Here is a 16,882-nt window from a genome sequence, read left to right as displayed (position 1 = left end):
CCGCTGCTGCCGTCCTCCCCCGGGGTCCGCCTGCGCCCGCTCGTCGACCGGCGCACCGGCTCCCCGGGCTGCGAGCGGTCCTCGCCCCGGGCGGGCGCGCCCTCCACGATGTGGACGGACACCGGCGTGGCGTCCGGCCCGATGCCCCCGTCCCGCCTCACCGACGAGCGGATCGCCGCCTTCCTGCGGACGACCGACGCCGACGTCGTCGTCTCGACCCGCCCGGTCCTCACCGGTCATCTGGCCCGGGACGGCCGCCGCCACCGCTATCTGCGCACCGGCCAGGAGCACCTTCTCCTGGGCAGACACGCCGGCCCTGTGCGGGTCCACCGCAACCGGGCGCTGGCCGGGCTCGACGCCTTCGTGACCGTCTCCCGGACCGACGCCGCCGAGCAAGCGCTACGACCTGCTCGTCGACGCCTTCGCCCGGATCGCGCCCCGTCACCCCGACTGGTCCCTGCGGATCCACGGCCGCGGCCACAAGGCCCGGGAGCTGCGCGACCAGGTGGACGCGCTCGGCCTCCAGGAACAGGTACGCCTGATGGGACCGGTGTCCCCCATCGACCCGGAGTGGGCCAAGGGCGCCCTCGCCGCCGTGACGTCGAGCCGGGAGGCGTTCGGCATGACCATCGTGGAGGCGCTCCACTGCGGCGTCCCGGTCGTCTCCACCGACTGCCCGCACGGGCCCGGCGAGATCCTCACCCATGACCACGACGGTCTGCTCGTCCCCATGGCCGAGGGCGCCGACGGCTTCGCGGCCGCCCTGGAGTCACTGATCGAGGACCCCGCGCGGCGGGCCCGGCTGGCCGCGAACACCCGTCGGACGACCGCGGGCTACGCGCCGGAGCGGATCGCCGCGCGCTACGTCGAGCTGATCAAGTCGCTGCGGGCCCGCCGCCGGGGCCCGGTGCGCCGGGCGGTCTCGCTGCTCTCCCGGGGCGGCACCGCCCTGGGCCCGCCGTGAGCGTGCCGAAGGCGCCGTGGACGGCCCGGGCCACGGCGCGGGCCGGCCACGACGGCGGCGTCCTCCTGCGGCTGCTCGACCCCCGGGGCGCGCCGCGGCCCGCCCGCGTCCTCGTTCTCGGGCTCCGCCAGGACCCGGGAGGACGGCGGGTAGAGCTGCCCCTCGACGCGGAGGGGGCCGCCCTGCTGCCGCCCGGTCCGCCCGATCTCGCCGAGGGCCGCTGGGACCTGTTCCTCGACCAGGGGCCCGACCGGCCACGGCTTCGCGTCGCTGCGGGGACCGTGGAGACCGCGGCGCTGATCGGCAGGTCACCGCGCGTCCGCCCGGACGGCGGCACGGTGGCCGTGATCCCGTGCACCACACGGGAGGGGAACCTCACCGTGCGCGTGTGGAACCGGCCCCGGCACGCCGAGGTCACCCGGATCGAGGTGGCCGGCCGGCTGGTCCGGGTCCGGGTCGCCCTGCACGGCATGGCACCGGACGAGGCCCTGACGAGCCACGTCCGGCTGCGTGGCGGCGACTCCCGGGAGGTGGCGGCGGCGCTCACCCGCCGGGACGGGAACGAGGCGTTGCTCGCACTGGACGCGGACGCGCTTCCCGCGCTCACCGCGGGCGGCGGCCAGGACCTCTGGGACTGGTACGTCGCGCCGGCCACCGGGGGGCCGGCCGTGCAGGTGGCCCGGCTGGCGGACGACCTCGTGCACCGCAAGTCCACCGACCACCTCCCGGCGGTACCGCGCGATGCCGCCGGAGGCGGCGGTGACCGGGTTCGCCCCTACTACACCGCCGACGACGCGCTCGCGCTGAGCGTCACGCCGCTCCGCGAGCCCGGTCCGGCTCCGGGCTGACCCGCCGCCGCGGGCCTCACCTGCGGTTGTACAGCCGCATCGTCACGGGCCCGAACACCAGCAGGAGCAGCCCCGCCCAGGCCAGCGTCCAGACGATCTCGACGCCCGGCCACTGCCCCGCCATCAGGCCTCGCACCGCGGAGGCCAGGTGGGTGATGGGGTTGTTGTTGACGAATGCCTGGAGCCAGCCCGGCATGGTGCGCGGGTCCACGAAGACGTTGGAGAGGAAGGTCAGCGGGAAGATCACCATCATGGCGACGCCCATCACGGACTTCTCCGTGCGCAGCAGCAGACCGAACATGGTCCAGATCCAGGAGAAGGCGAAGGAGAAGACCAGGAGCAGCAGCACGCCCGCCAGCACCCCCTGCACGCCTCCGTCGGGCCGGTAGCCGAGGATCAGGCCGAGGGAGAGCATCACCGCGGAGGCGATGGTGTAGCGCAGGGCGTCGCCCAGCAGGTACCCGACCATGATCGACGGTCGCCAGAGCGAGAGCGTCCGGAACCGGTCGAAGACGCCCTTGTCGATGTCGGTGTTGACCGAGACCCCGGTGTACATGGTGATCATCACGACCGACATGACCAGGATGCCGGGCAGCACGAACTGGATGTAGTCGTCCGGCGACCCGGCCAGCGCACCGCCGAAGAGGTACGTGAACATCAGCAGGTTCATGATCGGGAACGCCGTGACGTCGAAGAGCTGGTCCGGCACGTGCTTGATCTTCAGGACGGCCCGCCATCCGAAGGCCAGGGACGCGGTGAGGGCGCTGGGCCTCGGCGGGCGCTCGGTGGCGACGAGGACCGAGGCGACGGACTCGGCGCTGAACCGGGCTGGATCGCGCACCTCGGCGTCGGTGCCGGTACCGGTGGTGCCGGTACCCGTGGTGGTGCCGTCCGGGCGGGTGTCGGTGGTCATGCCGTCTTCTCCGTACCGGTCGTGCCGGCGGGGCCGGCGGGGGCGTGCGGGGCGGTCGTCCGGGAGGCGGGGCCGTCGGCCCCGTGCCCGGTGAGGGCCAGGAAGACCTCGTCCAGGCTGGGCTGCCCCAGCGCGAAGTTGTCCACGGTGATGCCGAGCCGGGCCAGTTCCGCGAGGGCCCCGGCGGCCTGCTCGGCGGCGGTGGCGCTGCCGCCGGCGCCGATCCGGGCGGTGAGCGCGACGGGATCGTGCTCGAGCTGGACCTGCGCGTCCAGCGTCCGGCGCAGGATCTCGGCGGCCCGGGGCCGCTGCCCGGGGTCGCGCAGGCGCAGCAGGACCGCTCCCGCGCCCACGGACGCCTTGAGCTCGCCCTTGGTGCCCTCGGCGATCACCTTGCCGCGGTCGATCACCGCGATCCGGGAGGCGAGCTGGTCGGCCTCGTCCAGGTACTGGGTGGTGAGCAGCACGGTGGTGCCCTGGGCGACGACGGCGCGCACGATGTCCCAGACCTGGTTGCGGCTGCGCGGGTCCAGCCCGGTGGTGGGCTCGTCGAGGAAGAGCAGGTCGGGGGTGTTGAGGATGGACGCGGCGATGTCGATGCGGCGGCGCATGCCGCCGGAGTACTGCTTGACCTGCTTGCCGGCCGCCTCCGCCAGCCCGAAGGCGTCGAGCAGCTGTGCGGCGCGTTCCCGTGCGGCCCGACGGCCGTGGCCGAGGAGGCGGCCGAGCAGGAGGAGGTTCTCGGTGCCGGTGAGGTCCTCGTCCACGGAGGCGTACTGGCCGGTGAGGCTGACCCGGCTGCGGACCCGGTCGGCGTCCTTGACGACGTCGTGGCCGAAGACGCGGGCCTCGCCGCCGTCGGGGCGCAGCAGGGTGGTGAGCACCTTGACCACGGTGGTCTTGCCGGCGCCGTTCGGGCCGAGGACCCCGTAGACGGTTCCGGTGGGGACGACGAGGTCGACGCCGTCGACGGCGCGTGTCCCGCCGAAGGTCTTCACCAGTCCCGCCGTCTCCACGGCCGGGGCGGGCGTCGGCTGGTTCATGGGAACCTTCCTCTCCTGCGAGGGGCTGCGAGGGGGCCGGGGAGGCCGCCCAGGGATGCGCGGGCACCCACCGGTGCAGACCCTGGAGGCGCCGCGGACTCATCGGTCGGCCCGGGCCCGGTCCTCTCCCTTCCGATGATGCGGGAGGCGGGCGGGGACGGCGTGTGCGGGAACCGGCGGGCCGGACGGCGGGTGCGGGGAGCGGCGGGTGCGGGGAGCGGCGGGCCGGACGGCGGGTGCGGGGAGCGGCGGGCCGGGTGGCGGATCGGCGGCGGGTCGGCGGCGGGTCGGGCGGCGGGTGCGGGGAGCGGCGGGCCGGGTGGCGGATCGGCGGCGGGTCGGCGGCGGGTCGGGCGGCGGGAAGACGCACAGTGATGTGCGTCCCTCTCGCGATTGGCGATGCCGCGAGTGAGCAGAGGAGATCCCTGTACGCCCACGGCCACCGGAGAAAGGACGTCCCTCCATGGCGTTGCCCGATTCACCGTCGACCGGGACCGCACCGGATCCCGGGGCGGTCCGCCGCCACCGCACCCTGTTCCGGGCCGCGCGCCGGCGCCGTAACCCTCCGCTGCGACGCACCGACATCACGGTCACGGACGAGGCGATGGTCCGCAGGGCGGTCAAGGCCGCCTCGCTGGGCAACGCGATGGAGTGGTTCGACTTCGGCATCTACAGCTACCTGGCCGTCACCATCGGCCATGTCTTCTTCCCGCCGGGCAACGAGACGGTGCAGCTGCTGTCGTCGTTCGCGACCTTCGCGGCGTCGTTCCTGGTGCGCCCGCTGGGCGGCATGGTGTTCGGCCCGATGGGCGACCGGATCGGACGCAAGAAGGTCCTCGCGCTCACCATGATCCTGATGGCGGCGGGCACCTTCTGCATCGGCCTGATCCCCTCGTACGCGACGATCGGCTTCTGGGCGCCCGTCCTGCTCCTGCTGTTCCGGCTGGTCCAGGGCTTCTCCACGGGCGGTGAGTACGGCGGCGCGTCGACCTTCATCGCCGAGTACGCGCCGGACCGCCGCCGGGGTTTCTGGGGCAGCTTCCTGGAGCTGGGCACCCTGGCCGGGTACGTCGCCGCGGCGGGCCTGGTCACCGTGCTGACGGTGCTGCTGGGCGACCAGGGGATGGAGGACTGGGGCTGGCGGGTGCCGTTCCTGGTGGCCGGGCCCATCGGCTTCGTCGGCCTCTACCTGCGGCTGAGGCTCGACGAGACGCCGGCGTTCAAGCGGCTGGAGGAGGAGTCCTCCCACCGCTCGGCGGCGGCCTCGGCCCATGTCGAGCCGAGTGCCACGGCCGACCTGAAGGACATCTTCCGCCGGCAGTGGCCCACGCTGATCCTCTGCATCTGCCTGGTGGGCGCGTACAACATCACCGACTACATGCTGCTGTCGTACATGCCGACCTATCTCTCCGACGAGATGGGCTACTCCGAGACCCACGGTCTGCTGTTCCTGATCGGGACGATGGTCGTGCTGATGCTGCTGATCAACCAGGTCGGGCGGCTCAACGACCGCTACGGCCGCAAGCCGCTGCTGATGGCGGGCATGCTGGGCTTCCTGGTGCTCTCCGCCCCGGCCTTCCTGCTGGTCAAGCAGGGCAGCTTCGTCGCGGTCGGGTCGGGCATGCTGATGCTGGGCCTGTCGCTGGTGTGCCTGCTGGGCACGATGTCGGCGGCCCTGCCCGCGCTGTTCCCGACGCCGGTGCGGTACGGGTCGCTGGCGGTGGGGTACAACCTGTCCGCCTCGCTGTTCGGCGGGACGACGCCGCTGGTGATCACGGCGCTGATCTCGGTGACGGGGAGCGACATGATGCCCGCCTACTACTCGATGGCGGCGGCGCTGGTGGGTGTGGTCTCGGTGGCCTTCATGAAGGAGACGGCACGCCGTCCGCTGGACGGCTCGCCCCCGTCGGTCTCCACACCGCAGGAGGCGGCCCTGCTGGTGGAGAGCCGGGCCCCGACGCCGCGGTTCTGAGCCGCCGCGGTTCTGAGCCCGCCGCGTGCCGCGCCCGCCGGGCCGGAGCGCGCCGCCCGGGCGGACCGGCCGCGTCACCGGCGGCGTGGGCCGCCCTTCAGCCCTCCCGGCCCCACGGCCGCAGCTTCTCCGGGTTGCGGACCACCCAGATCCGGCCGACCCGCCCGCCCGAGACGTCGAACGAGGCGACCGTCACGACGGCGCCGGCGCGCCGGGCCACCAGGCCCGGCGTGCCGCTGACCGACCGCTCGAGGAGTTCCAGGCCGGGCGCCCGGTCGGCGATGCCGACCATGTACCGGGCGATGGACGGGCCCCCCTCGACCGGGCGCAGGGCGGTGCCGGCCAGGCCGCCGCCGTCGGCGGTCATCACGGCGGCCGGGTCGAGGAGGGCGACCAGGGCGGCGATGTCCTTGGTCTCCCAGGCATCCTTGACGCGCCTCACCACGTCGGCCCGGCCGCTCGCCGTCACCGGGGCCGTCGCCGGGGCGTGCTCGGCGCCCAGCCGCCGCCGCGCGGACGCCGCCAGCTGCTTGCAGGCCGCCGGGGTCCGGCCGAGGACTCCGGCGATCTCGGCGAACGGGTACCGGAAGACGTCGTGCAGGACGAACGCCACCCGCTCGGCGGGCGTCATCGCCTCCAGGACCACGAGGAAGGCAATGGTCACCGACTCGTCCTGGACGATCCGGTCGGCGGGGTCCGCGGGGCCGTCGGGGCCGGCCACGCCCGTGCGGACCCACTCGGTGCGGTCCGGCAGCGGCTCGGGCAGCCAGACGCCGGTATAGCGTTCGCGGCGGACCCGCGCGGAGCCGAGCAGGTCCAGGCAGATGCGTCCGGTCACCGTCGTCAGCCAGGCGCCGGGAGCGAGGATCTCCTCCCGTCTGCCCCGGGACAGCCCGAACCAGCGGGCGTAGGCCTCCTGCACGGCGTCCTCGGCCTCGGTCACCGAGCCGAGCATCCGGTAGGCGACGTTGATCAGCTTGCCGCGCTCCCCCGCTATCGCGTCCGTGCCGACACCGACTGTCCCCATCGCCCCGGCCGCCCCCTCGCCTTACCTTTCGCAGGCCCACGTCGTCGTGTTGTCGAGACCTTACCGACGTGCTGCCCGAGGGCGGCAAAGGGGACTGTGACATGACCACTGACATGACCACTCAGGTGACGGCGAACACGGAGCGCGCCTCGGCGTTCCTGCGGATCGCGATCGCCCTGCAGACCCTGACGATCTTTCTGCAGGCGGTCTCCGCGGGGCTGCTGCTGACCTCGTCCTACGGGGAGACGCTGCACAGCGCCGGTGCCCGTGTGATGTACGGGGCGTCGATGCTGTACGTCCTCGCGGCGGTGCTGGCGTGGAAGCCGGGTGGCGGCCCGCTCCGGCCGGTCCTGCACGCGTCGGGCTTCCTGGTGCTCGCCTCGGCGCAGGTGGTGCTCGGCATCGCGCACGTCCCGTCGGTCCATGTCCCGCTGGGCGTGGCGATGTTCGCCCTGAGCGTGCTGGCGCTGGCGCGGCGCTGAGCGGCGCTACGGCGCGACGCCGAGCGGCGGTGCGACGCCGAGCGAAGGATGGCGGGGCCTTCCGGGAAGGCGGGCGGACGAGCTCACCGGCCGAACCAGGTGCGGTTTCCTGCCCGCCTCCGCCGCCGGAGCTGCTTCTTGAGTGCGGTGCGCAGGGCGATCGCCGACGCCGCCTGCCGTTGGTACTCGTCGCCAGGTCTGTTCCTCGGCGTTTCGAGCCGCGTGTTCAGCAGGAGCAGCGCACGCTCGGGCGCCCGGCACCCGGGTGGCCGCGTCCGGCGCCGGACGGCCGACGCCGACCCCGGCCTCGTGCCCCCCTTGGCGGAGTGACTCACGCCGGCCCCGTGACCTATGACCTACGCTCACGAGTCGGCGGAAGCCCACCGACGACCGCACCGATGACACCGATGACGCTGACGACCACCGGGAGACCGCGATGTCGTTCATCCTGCCCGACTTCTCCTCGTCCGTGACGGTCCGCTCCGCGGACGCCGAGACCGTCGGACTGGGCCCGACCACCCTCCGGCTGCTCGCCGACCGCAGCGCGACCGGGGGCGCGCTGTCGGCCGTGCGCGCCACGCTCACCGACGGCGCCGACGGCGCCCGGCCGCACCGCCACGGCAACTCCGCCGAGATGTTCTTCATGCTCTCCGGCTCGGCCCGGATCCTGGCCGGCGACGAGGTGCTCACCGCCGGGACGGGTGACCTCGTCGTCGTCCCGCCCGGCCTCCCGCACGCCTTCGCCGCGGAGCCCGGTGGCGACGCCGACCTCCTCATCGTCATCACGCCCGGCGTCGAACGCTTCGAGTACTTCCGCCACCTGCGGCGCATCGCCCTCGGCGAGGTCACCCCGGAGAGCCTGCTGGAGGTGCAGGAGGTGTACGACACCTACTTCCTGCCGAGCGCCGCCTGGGACGACGAACGGCGGGGAGGGCGGGAGCGGGACGACACCTGAGCGCGCGGCCGGCAACTCCGTGGCGTGCACGGGGCGCCGTCGTCCAGACTGCGCGCCATGACGACCCTTCACGACAATCCCCTCTTCGCCCGGCTCGACGGCTCCGAACGGATCCTGGTCGCCGGTGCGGGCGGCGGCTTCGACATATACGCCGGGCTGCCCCTGGCACTCTCCCTGCTGCACCAGGGCAAGGAGGTGTACCTCGCGAACCTCTCCTTCACCGAGCTGACCGCGCTGCCGCTCGACGACTGGGTGGCCGAGGACCTCGCCGCCGTCACCCCGGACTCCGTCCTGCCCGGCGACTACTTCCCCGAGCGGACCCTCGCCCGGTGGCTCGACCTGCACGGCTGCCCCTCCACGGTGTACGCCTTCCCCCGGACCGGTGTGCGACCGCTGCGCGCCGCCTACCGGGCACTGATCGACCTGCACCGCATCGACGCGGTGGTGCTGGTCGACGGCGGCACCGACATCCTGATGCGCGGCGACGAGGCGGGGCTCGGCACCCCGGAGGAGGACATGGCCTCGGTGGCGGCCCTGGCCGCGCTGGACGAGGTGCCGGTCCGCCTGGTGGTCTCGGTCGGCTTCGGGGTGGACGCCTACCACGGCGTCAACCACGTGCAGGTCCTCGAGAACATCGCCGCGCTGGAGCGCGACGGCGGATACCTGGGCGCGTTCTCGGTCTCCCGCGCCACCCGGGAGGGCGCCCTGTACCTCGACGCGGTGGCGTACGCCCAGCACCACACGCCTCAGTACCCGAGCATCGTCAACGGCTCGATCGCCGCCGCCGTCCGCGGGGAGTTCGGCGACGTCCGGTTCACCGAGCGCACCAGGGGCAGCGAGCTGTTCGTGAACCCGCTGATGTCCCTGTACTTCGTCTTCGAACTGCCCGCCCTGGCGGCCCGCTGCCTCTACCTGGACCGCATCGAGGAGACCCACCTGATGCGGCAGATCCACTCCCGCGTCGCCGAGTTCCGCGACACGGTGGTCACCAGACCGCGGCGCAGCTTCCCGCACTGACGGCCGCCCTCCCCTGCGGCGGGCGTGACCTTCCGCGACGCGGGCGCGGCGGCATTTTCCTAAACCTTTTAGGTTGCTGCATAATGGATGTCACCCCAAGCCCGCAGCAGCACCGTGCGTCCGCCCGCACAGGAGGAGGATCCGGATGGCCCGTGCCGGAGTGACCCCGGAGCGCCTCGCCCAGGCCGGGGCGGAGCTGGCGGACGAGGTGGGCTTCGAGCACGTCACCGTCTCCGAGCTCGCCCGCCGCTTCGGTGTGAAGGTCGCGAGCCTGTACTCCCACGTCAGGAGTTCGCACGACCTGAAGACCCGCATCGCCCTCCTCGCGCTCGAGGAGATGGCCGACCGCGCGTCCGACGCTCTCGCGGGTCGCGCGGGCAAGGAGGCGCTGGCCGCCTTCGCGGACGCCTACCGCGGATACGCCCGCGAGCATCCCGGCCGTTATGCCGCCGCCCGCTACCGGCTGGACCCGCAGACCGCCGCGGCGAGCGCCGGGGTGCGGCACGCGCAGATGATGCGGGCCATCCTGCGCGGCTACGACCTGCCCGAGCCGGACGGGACGCATGCCGTGCGCATGCTGGGCGGTGTCTTCCACGGCTACGTCGAGCTGGAGCTGAGCGGCGGCTTCGCACACACGCCGGTGGACCCGGAGGAGTCGTGGGCATGGATCGTCGATTCCCTCGACGCCCTGCTGCGCGGCCGTCCGGCGGCCGCTTCCGCCACCTGACCCCACCCGCCCGGAGAGAAGGCACCACCCGATGAGCACCTCCCGCTACGACGAGCTGATCACCACCCCGGTCACCGCGGATCTCCTGCGCGGCGCCCTCGACGTGGAGCGCACCGAGCACGGCCTGCTGCCGCACCGGCTGCCCGAGAGGGCCCGGCGGCAGATACCCGACGACCAGCTGGCCCAGGCCGAGGCACAGCCGTCCGGCGTGCGGCTGGCGTTCCGCACCCGGGCCACCCGCGTGGAGCTCGACGCCCTCCCCACCAGGCGCGCCTACCGCGGCGCGCCGGCCCCGGCGGACGGCGCCTACGACCTTCTGGTCGACGGCGTCCTCGCCGGCCGGACCGGCGTCCCCGGCGGCCGGGTCCGCACCGTCGACCTGGCCGACGGCTCCGTCGAGGTACGGGAGGGCGCCCCCGGCACGGCACGTTTCGACGGGCTGCCGGGGCGGGACAAGGACGTCGAGATCTGGCTCCCGCACCACGAAATCACCGAGCTGATCGCCCTGCGCACCGACGCGCGGGTCGAGCCGGCCCCGGACCGTGGCCGGCGGGTGTGGCTGCACCACGGCAGTTCCATCAGCCACGGCTCCAACGCGGCCCACCCCACGGAGATCTGGCCCGCCCTGGCCGCCGCGGCGGGCGGCGTGGAGCTGGTCAACCTCGGGTTCGGCGGCAGCGCCCTGCTCGACCCGTTCACCGCCCGCGCCATGCGGGACACGCCGGCCGACCTGATCAGCCTCAAGGTCGGCATCAACGTCGTCAACACCGACGCGATGCGGCTGCGGGCCTTCGTCCCGGCGGTGCACGGCTTCCTGGACACCCTCCGCGAGGGCCACCCGGACACGCCGCTGCTGGTCGTCTCGCCGATCCTCTGCCCCGTCCACGAGGACACTCCCGGCCCGCTGATGCCCGACTTCGCCGACGGCGCCGTGCGCTTCAAGGCCACGGGCGACCCGGCCGAGGTGCCCGCCGGCCGCCTGACGCTGACCGTCGTCCGGGACGTGCTCGCCCGCGTGGTGCGGGAACGGTCCGCCGACGACCCCCATCTGCATCTCCTCGACGGTCTCGACCTGTACGGCGAGGACGACCACACCGAGTTCCCGCTCCCGGACGCGATCCACCCCTCCCCGGCGGGCCACCGGCGCATCGCGGAGAACTTCGCCCGTCTGGCGTTCGGCGCCCGGGGCCCGTTCGGCCGGTGACGGCGGGCCGGGCCGCGCCTTCGCCACCGCCGTGGCCACGACGTCGGCCGGCCCGTCAGGTGAAGGAGAAGCGTGCCGCGGCCTCGTCAGGAGTGACCCCTTGACGGCGCCCGGGGACGTCGTGAACAGCGTGTACGCCCTCGGAGCGCAGTTGGCCGGCCCCGCCATGACGGGTCGGCCTTCTCGAGTTCAGCCTCGCTCTGACACCGACGGACCTCGCGCGCTATGAGGACGCGGGCATCCGCCTCACCGGGACGACCGACTGTCGCTTCGGCCTCACTCTCGCCGACGACTACCAGGACCGGGGCGTCGGGACGCTCGTCCTCCCGCTCGTCACGGAGGTCGCACGACTGCTCGGCAGGACGAGAATCATCCTGTGGGGCGGCGTCCGCGCCGCCAATGCCCGCGCCATCCGCTACTACGAGAAGAACGGCTTCCGGCCGGTGGGCCCGTTCCCGGAGGCGGACCGGTCCCTCTCGCTCGACATGATGCTCGACCTCGATCAGCACCCGGCGCCGGATCCGGCGGGGTTCCCTCGCCCCGGGTGCGGCATGGGCCCGCCGTGATCGGCGGCACGCTGCTGCACGTCACCTGCGGAATCGAGGAGCCGGCAAATCGTCACCGGAGTCCCTTGAGGCTGTGCCACCGATGAACCTCGACGTCACCTCCGCACGGCTCCGGCTCGACCACGCTCTGGACCGCCTGGACGTCACCTTTCGCGGTATGACCGCCCGCGGCGACGAGACCCAGTGCGTCTGCCACTGGGGCAGTGAAGAAGAGCTCGCGCAATTGAAGGTCCCGGGCGTGGTGCTCGACCCGGACCTGCTGCGTCGTACCTGGAGCGCTCCCGACTGGGACGACCACGGCGCGGTGCTGCGCCGTGTCCTGCCGCAATTCGCCAGGGCGCTGGTCAACGGCCTCGTGGAGCCCACCGGTGGCATGGAGGAGGTCGGCCGTGCGTTCGCCCGCGGTGCCTGGCGGCGGTGGCCCGCGCACCAGAGCGCCGCGGTGCGGGAGTTTCTGGATGCCTGGTGGGCCCATGGTCTCGCCGAGACGGATCCCGCCGTCCCCGTGCACGAGGTCCTCGCGCTGTGCTGCGAGGCGTCTGGCGCGCTCAGCCCCTGGCTCGCCGCCTGGGAGGCACTCGACCACGGCGTCGCCGACCGGCACCTGGCCGCAGCGGCCGCCCATTGGGCGTACGACCTGCTGTGTGATGAGCTTCCCTGGGCGGCATGGGACACCACGGACGCGGAAGAAGAAGCTCTGCGCACCGAACTCGCGGCCTGGCTGGTCCGTCACGCCCCCGCGCGGCTGCGAGCCCAGGACGCGCCCGAGGAACTGCTGCATCGTATACGTCTCATCGGACTCACCGGCCCTGCCCGCTGGGAGGATCCGCACTGGCCCGGCCACTTCCATGGCGAGCAGCCTCCGATGGGCGGGACCGGCGGTCCGCGGCCGACCGGTCCGCCGGATCGCGGGGGACGCGTGCTTCGGCACGGTGACGGCGAGGAGTGGTGACGGCCGGTGGGGCGGCTGCCGTCACCACTCCCCCGGTCAGGACGCCGGCTTGACGTCCGGGATGCCGTTCGCCGGCGGTACGTCCTTCGCCGCGGAGTCGTCCTCCGTGATCGGCGCGTCACCGATGTCGGTGACCAGGACGGGCGTCAGGGACTCGCCCTTGCCGTCCTTCAGGCGGACGACCTCCATGCCGGAGATGCCGAGGTGGCTCTCCTCGGAGTACCGGAACGGGGCGAGTCCGGGACCCTCCAGGGTGGCGCCGACCTTCTCCAGCGCGTCGACCACGCCCTCGCGGGAGGGGTCGTCCCCGGCGGCCTGGAGCGCCTGGACGAAGGTGTAGGCCTGGGACATGCCGTAGATGCGGTAGTTGGTGAGCTCGCCCTCCGCGCCGTGGGCGTCCCACACCTTCTGCCACAGCTTCAGCCACTCGCTGTCGGTGGCGTCGACACCGGGGATGTACTCGGTGGTGAGGACGCCGTCGAGCAGGGCGGCGCTGCTCTTGACCTTGCCCTCGGAGAACCGGGCCAGCAGGGAGCCGACCAGCGCCGGGTCGGAACCGACGTTGCTGTAGAACCACTTCGGCTTGAAGTTGATCTTCATGGCGGTGAGCTGGCTCAGCGCCGTGTAGGACGGCACGTTGAAGCCGAGGACCAGGTCGACGTCGGCCGCCTGGAGCTTGGCCAGCTGCGGGGCGACGTCGGTGTTGCCGGGCGTGTACCTGACGGTCTCGACGATCTGGCCGTCGATGTACTTGCGGGCGCCCGCCTCGCCGTCGCGGCCGAAGTCGTCGTCCTGGAGGAACAGGCCGACCTTGGCGTCGGGCATGTTGTCCTTGACCCACTGACCGATGATCTTGCCCTCGATCATGTAGTCCGGCTGCCAGCCGAAGGTCCACGGCCGCTTCGAGGGGTCGTCTCCCCACATCAGGGAGCCGCTGGAGACCATCAGGTCGGGGACCTTCTCGGCGTTCAGGAAGTCGACCACGGCGGTGTGGGTGGGCGTACCGAGCCCGGCCACCATGCCGAAGATCTCCTCCTTGAGGACCAGTTCGTTGGTGACGGTGCTGGTGTTGGTCGGGTTGTAGGCGTCGTCCTTGACCACGTACTCGATCTTGCGGCCGTTCACCCCGCCGTTGGCGTTGACGTAGTCGTAGTAGGCCTTGTGGCCGCTGGGGATCTCGCTGTAGCCGGGGGCGGCGACACCGGTCAGCGGGAAGTGGCCGCCGATCTTGATGGTGTCGTCGGTGATGCCGACGTCGGGCGTGGTCTTCCCCTCGCCGTCGTCGGGCCGCCCGCCGGCGCCGCACGCGGCGAGCAGGGCGCCCGCGGTGAGCAGGCCGACGAGTCGCGTCGCGCGACGGAACCTTCGTGTGCGCTGCACGGTGGTGCCTCCTTCGGTGTGGTGCGGCCCGGGGTGCCGCCGCGTGGGTCCGGTGGCGGCCCTCACGCGGCGCCCCTGCGCCGCCGCCACAGGTTGCGGACCGTTCCGGTGATGCCGGCGGGCGCGACGAGGATCACCACGATCATCGTCAACCCGTACACGGCGGGGGCGAGTTCGGCCGCCCGGACGTCGGTGAGCCCGGCGTCCACCCCGACGCCGGTGACCAGGTGCGGGAGGAAGGTCAGCAGCGCGGAGCCGATCAGGGCGCCGGTCAGGCTGCCCAGGCCGCCCAGCACCACGGCGCTGAGCAGGGTCAGCGAGAGGGTGAGCGAGAAGCCGCTCGGCGCGGTGATCCGCACGGCCATCGCCATCACCGCGCCGGCCAGGCCCGCGCAGGCGGTGCTGACCACGAACGCCAGCACCCGCGCCCGGCCCAGGTGGACGCCCGCGATCTCGGCGGCCACCTCGTCGTCGCGCACGGCCCGCCAGGTGCGGCCGACCCGGCCGCGCATCAGGTTGGCGAGCAGCACGTAGGTGACGACCAGCGCCGCCCAGCCGATGTAGGCGACGTACTTGGTGGGATTCAGTTCGCTGCCGGTGACGAAGTAGGCGGCGTCCAGCACCCATGCGGGGGTCTCGGGCATCCGGACGCCCAGCCCCTGTTCCCCGCCGAGGCGGTCGAAGTGGAGCACCACGCCCGGTACCGCGACGGCGAGCGCCAGCGTGGCGCCCGCGATGTACGGGCCGTGCAGCCGCGCGGCGGCGACGCCCACGGCGGCGCCGACCAGCAGCGTCACCAGGGTGGCCGCCGCGAGGACGCCGGGCAGTGGGAGGGGGTTGTCGCCGTCGAGGAACAGCGCCGTGGTGTAGGCGCCGACGGCCATGAACGCGCCGTGGCCGAGGGAGAGTTGTCCGTTGAGTCCGGTCAGGACGGTGAGGCCGCCGGCCGCGATGCCGAGGTAGGCCATCGACGCCAGCTGCGAGTTGGCGAAGGAGCCGGTCGTCTCCAGCACGACCGTGACCGCGAGCAGGCCGAGGGCGGCGAGGGTCAGGTGCCGCGGCAGCACCGAGTTCCCCCAGCGCCTCCGCAGCCCTCCCCGGGGCTCGGCGGCGTGGGCCTTCTCCGCGGTTTCCGTGGTGGTGGGCATGGTCGTCAGACCCTCCGTTCCGCGTGGTGGGAGAAGAGGCCGCCGGGCCGCAGCAGCAGCACGGCCATCAGGATCACGAGTGCGGCGAGCGGCACGAGTTCGGAGCCGAGGTAGCCGCTGACGGCGCTCAGCGACAGGCCGAGCAGCATCCCGCCGATCACCGAGCCGACGGGACTGTCCAGGCCGCCGAGGACGGCGGCGACGAAGCCGTAGACCACCACCGAGTCCATGTACGCGGGGTGCACCAGGCTGCCGCCGGCGATGAGCAGTCCGGAGAGCGAGCCGACCAGGGCGGCCAGCGCCCAGCCGAGGGTGAGCATCCGGCCGACCTTGACGCCCAGGATGCGGGCGACCTCCTGGTTGAAGGCGGCGGCCCGCATCCTGAGCCCGACCTCGGTGTACCGGAACAGCAGCACCAGCAGCCCCATCACCACCACCACGGCGACGACGGTGAACACGCCGAAGCCGGTGAGCGCGATGGAGGTGTCGCCGACGGTGAGGCCGCGCACCCCGAAGGGCGCGGGGAAGGAGCGGTAGCGGGATCCGAAGACGATCCCGGCGACGGCGTGGATGAGGATGAACAGGCCGAGGGTGAGGATCACCGCGTTGATCTCGGCCTTGCCCTCGACGGGCCGGACCACCACGCGTTCCACCACCGCGCCGAGCAGCAGGCCGCCGATCAGCGCCGCGGCGAACCCGGTCCAGTAGGAGTGGCCCGCGTCGATGATCACCAGGGCGATGTAGGTGGTGATCATCGCCATGGGCGCCTGGGCGAAGTTGACGATCCGGGTGGAACGCCAGATCAGGCAGAGCGCCAGCGCGAACGCCGCGTAGACCGCTCCGAGGGTCAGCCCGCCGAGCGCGGTGGTGAGGAGCTGCTGCACGAGGTCTCCCGTGGGTCAGGAACCAAGGGTCGGAAGCCGGGGGTAAGAGGTGCGGGTCAGAGGCCGGGGGCGAAACCCTGGGGCGGGAGCCGGGGTCAGAAGCCGAGGTAGGCGTGGCGGAGCTTCTCGTCGGCGGCCAGCGCCGCGGCGTCGTCCTGGACGACGACCTTGCCGAGGTTGAGCACCACGCCGACGTCGGCGATGGACAGGGCGCTGCGGGCGTTCTGTTCGACCAGCACCACGGTCAGGCCGTCGCTCGCGACCAGGGAACGCAGCAGGCCGAAGATCTGGGCGACGATCCGGGGGGCGAGGCCGAGGGAGGGCTCGTCCAGCAGCAGCACCTTGGGGGCGGCCATCAGGGCGCGGCCGATGACCAGCATCTGCCGCTCGCCGCCGGACAGGACGTGCGCGGTGGCGTCGTGGCGTTCGCCGAGCACCGGGAAGAGGCGGCAGATCCGCTCGACGTCGGCCGCGCGGGTCCGGGCGGGGCGGTGCAGTCCGCCCAGCCGGAGGTTCTCCTCCACGGTCAGTTCGGTGATCACGCCCCGGCCCTCGGGGACGTGGGCCAGACCGAGCCGGGCCATGTCCTCGGCGGGGGTTCGGGTGATGTCCCGGCCCTCGAGCAGCACCTGCCCGCGTTGCGGGCGCACCAGTCCGGAGGCCGTGCGCAGCAGGGTGGTCTTGCCGGCGCCGTTGGCCCCGAGGACGGCGGTGACCCTGCCCTCTCGGGCCGTGAAGGACACCCCGTCCAGGGCGCGGACCGGTCCGTAGGAGGTGGTCAGGTCCCTTACTTCGAACAT

The 16,882-nt window shown here is 73.0% G+C and carries 16 protein-coding genes and 1 pseudogene; 10 read left to right on the top strand and 7 right to left on the bottom strand.

What is annotated here, in order from left to right; genetic code table 11:
* Window positions 1-400 precede the first annotated feature (400 nt).
* Window positions 401-964, top strand: a pseudogene (locus tag GBN72_RS05095) (glycosyltransferase); the annotation flags it as partial.
* Window positions 961-1,812: a hypothetical protein gene (locus GBN72_RS05090; RefSeq protein WP_151770378.1), complete on the top strand. Its 852-nt coding sequence runs from the start codon at window positions 961-963 to the stop codon at window positions 1,810-1,812. The pseudogene GBN72_RS05095 and the gene GBN72_RS05090, both read left to right, overlap by 4 nt.
* A 16-nt stretch (window positions 1,813-1,828) precedes the next feature.
* Here the strand turns inward: GBN72_RS05090 and GBN72_RS05085 are convergent, their stop codons facing one another.
* Together GBN72_RS05085 and GBN72_RS05080 are read right to left on the bottom strand one after the other, a co-directional pair.
* Window positions 1,829-2,725: an ABC transporter permease gene (locus GBN72_RS05085; protein ID WP_151770377.1), complete on the bottom strand. Its 897-nt coding sequence runs from the start codon at window positions 2,723-2,725 to the stop codon at window positions 1,829-1,831.
* Window positions 2,722-3,768, bottom strand: a complete 1,047-nt coding sequence (locus tag GBN72_RS05080) for an ATP-binding cassette domain-containing protein (protein ID WP_151770376.1) — start codon at window positions 3,766-3,768, stop codon at window positions 2,722-2,724. The genes GBN72_RS05085 and GBN72_RS05080 overlap by 4 nt, the downstream gene beginning before the upstream one ends.
* Window positions 3,769-4,231: 463 nt before the next feature.
* Here GBN72_RS05080 and proP point away from each other — a divergent pair, with 463 nt between their 5' ends.
* Window positions 4,232-5,740, top strand: a complete 1,509-nt coding sequence (gene proP, locus GBN72_RS05075) for a glycine betaine/L-proline transporter ProP (RefSeq protein WP_151770375.1) — start codon at window positions 4,232-4,234, stop codon at window positions 5,738-5,740.
* A gap of 97 nt (window positions 5,741-5,837) precedes the next feature.
* Here proP and sigJ read toward each other — a convergent pair whose 3' ends face one another.
* The gene (gene sigJ / locus GBN72_RS05070; RefSeq protein ID WP_151770374.1) at window positions 5,838-6,767 is read right to left on the bottom strand and encodes an RNA polymerase sigma factor SigJ; all 930 of its coding nucleotides are present in this window, start codon (window positions 6,765-6,767) and stop codon (window positions 5,838-5,840) included.
* 113 nt (window positions 6,768-6,880) lie between these two features.
* On the opposite strand from sigJ, the gene GBN72_RS05065 reads away from it, so the two are divergent.
* From GBN72_RS05065 to GBN72_RS05030, 7 genes are all read left to right on the top strand, one after another.
* Window positions 6,881-7,249, top strand: a complete 369-nt coding sequence (locus GBN72_RS05065) for a hypothetical protein (RefSeq protein ID WP_151770955.1) — start codon at window positions 6,881-6,883, stop codon at window positions 7,247-7,249.
* A 436-nt stretch (window positions 7,250-7,685) separates the two neighbouring features.
* Window positions 7,686-8,204 carry a cupin domain-containing protein gene (locus GBN72_RS05060; protein WP_151770373.1) on the top strand — a complete coding sequence of 173 codons (519 nt, stop codon included), beginning with the start codon at window positions 7,686-7,688 and terminating at the stop codon, window positions 8,202-8,204.
* A gap of 57 nt (window positions 8,205-8,261) precedes the next feature.
* Window positions 8,262-9,221 carry a DUF1152 domain-containing protein gene (locus tag GBN72_RS05055; RefSeq protein WP_151770372.1) on the top strand — a complete coding sequence of 320 codons (960 nt, stop codon included), beginning with the start codon at window positions 8,262-8,264 and terminating at the stop codon, window positions 9,219-9,221.
* Between the two features lie 145 nt (window positions 9,222-9,366).
* Window positions 9,367-9,948, top strand: a complete 582-nt coding sequence (locus tag GBN72_RS05050) for a TetR/AcrR family transcriptional regulator (RefSeq protein ID WP_151770371.1) — start codon at window positions 9,367-9,369, stop codon at window positions 9,946-9,948.
* Between the two features lie 31 nt (window positions 9,949-9,979).
* Window positions 9,980-11,152, top strand: coding sequence for a GDSL-type esterase/lipase family protein (locus GBN72_RS05045; RefSeq protein WP_151770370.1), 1,173 nt, complete (start codon window positions 9,980-9,982; stop codon window positions 11,150-11,152).
* 200 nt (window positions 11,153-11,352) lie between these two features.
* Window positions 11,353-11,718, top strand: a complete 366-nt coding sequence (locus GBN72_RS05035) for a GNAT family N-acetyltransferase (protein ID WP_151770954.1) — start codon at window positions 11,353-11,355, stop codon at window positions 11,716-11,718.
* Window positions 11,719-11,800: 82 nt separating this feature from the next.
* Window positions 11,801-12,670: a hypothetical protein gene (locus GBN72_RS05030; protein WP_246212258.1), complete on the top strand. Its 870-nt coding sequence runs from the start codon at window positions 11,801-11,803 to the stop codon at window positions 12,668-12,670.
* Window positions 12,671-12,706: 36 nt separating this feature from the next.
* Here the strand turns inward: GBN72_RS05030 and GBN72_RS05025 are convergent, their stop codons facing one another.
* The 4 genes from GBN72_RS05025 to GBN72_RS05010 form a co-directional block, all read right to left on the bottom strand.
* Window positions 12,707-14,050, bottom strand: coding sequence for an ABC transporter substrate-binding protein (locus tag GBN72_RS05025; protein WP_151770369.1), 1,344 nt, complete (start codon window positions 14,048-14,050; stop codon window positions 12,707-12,709).
* A gap of 62 nt (window positions 14,051-14,112) precedes the next feature.
* Window positions 14,113-15,198: a branched-chain amino acid ABC transporter permease gene (locus GBN72_RS05020; protein ID WP_151770368.1), complete on the bottom strand. Its 1,086-nt coding sequence runs from the start codon at window positions 15,196-15,198 to the stop codon at window positions 14,113-14,115.
* A gap of 5 nt (window positions 15,199-15,203) precedes the next feature.
* The gene (locus tag GBN72_RS05015) at window positions 15,204-16,082 is read right to left on the bottom strand and encodes a branched-chain amino acid ABC transporter permease (protein WP_151770367.1); all 879 of its coding nucleotides are present in this window, start codon (window positions 16,080-16,082) and stop codon (window positions 15,204-15,206) included.
* A gap of 95 nt (window positions 16,083-16,177) precedes the next feature.
* A complete protein-coding gene (locus GBN72_RS05010) occupies window positions 16,178-16,882 on the bottom strand; it encodes an ABC transporter ATP-binding protein (protein WP_151770366.1) in 705 nt (234 codons plus the stop codon).

It is taken from the genome of Streptomyces abyssomicinicus (assembly GCF_008974245.1).
GTDB lineage: Bacteria > Actinomycetota > Actinomycetes > Streptomycetales > Streptomycetaceae > Streptomyces > Streptomyces abyssomicinicus.
Note: the sequence above shows the minus strand (reverse complement) of the source record. Positions and strands in the feature narration are given on the sequence as shown.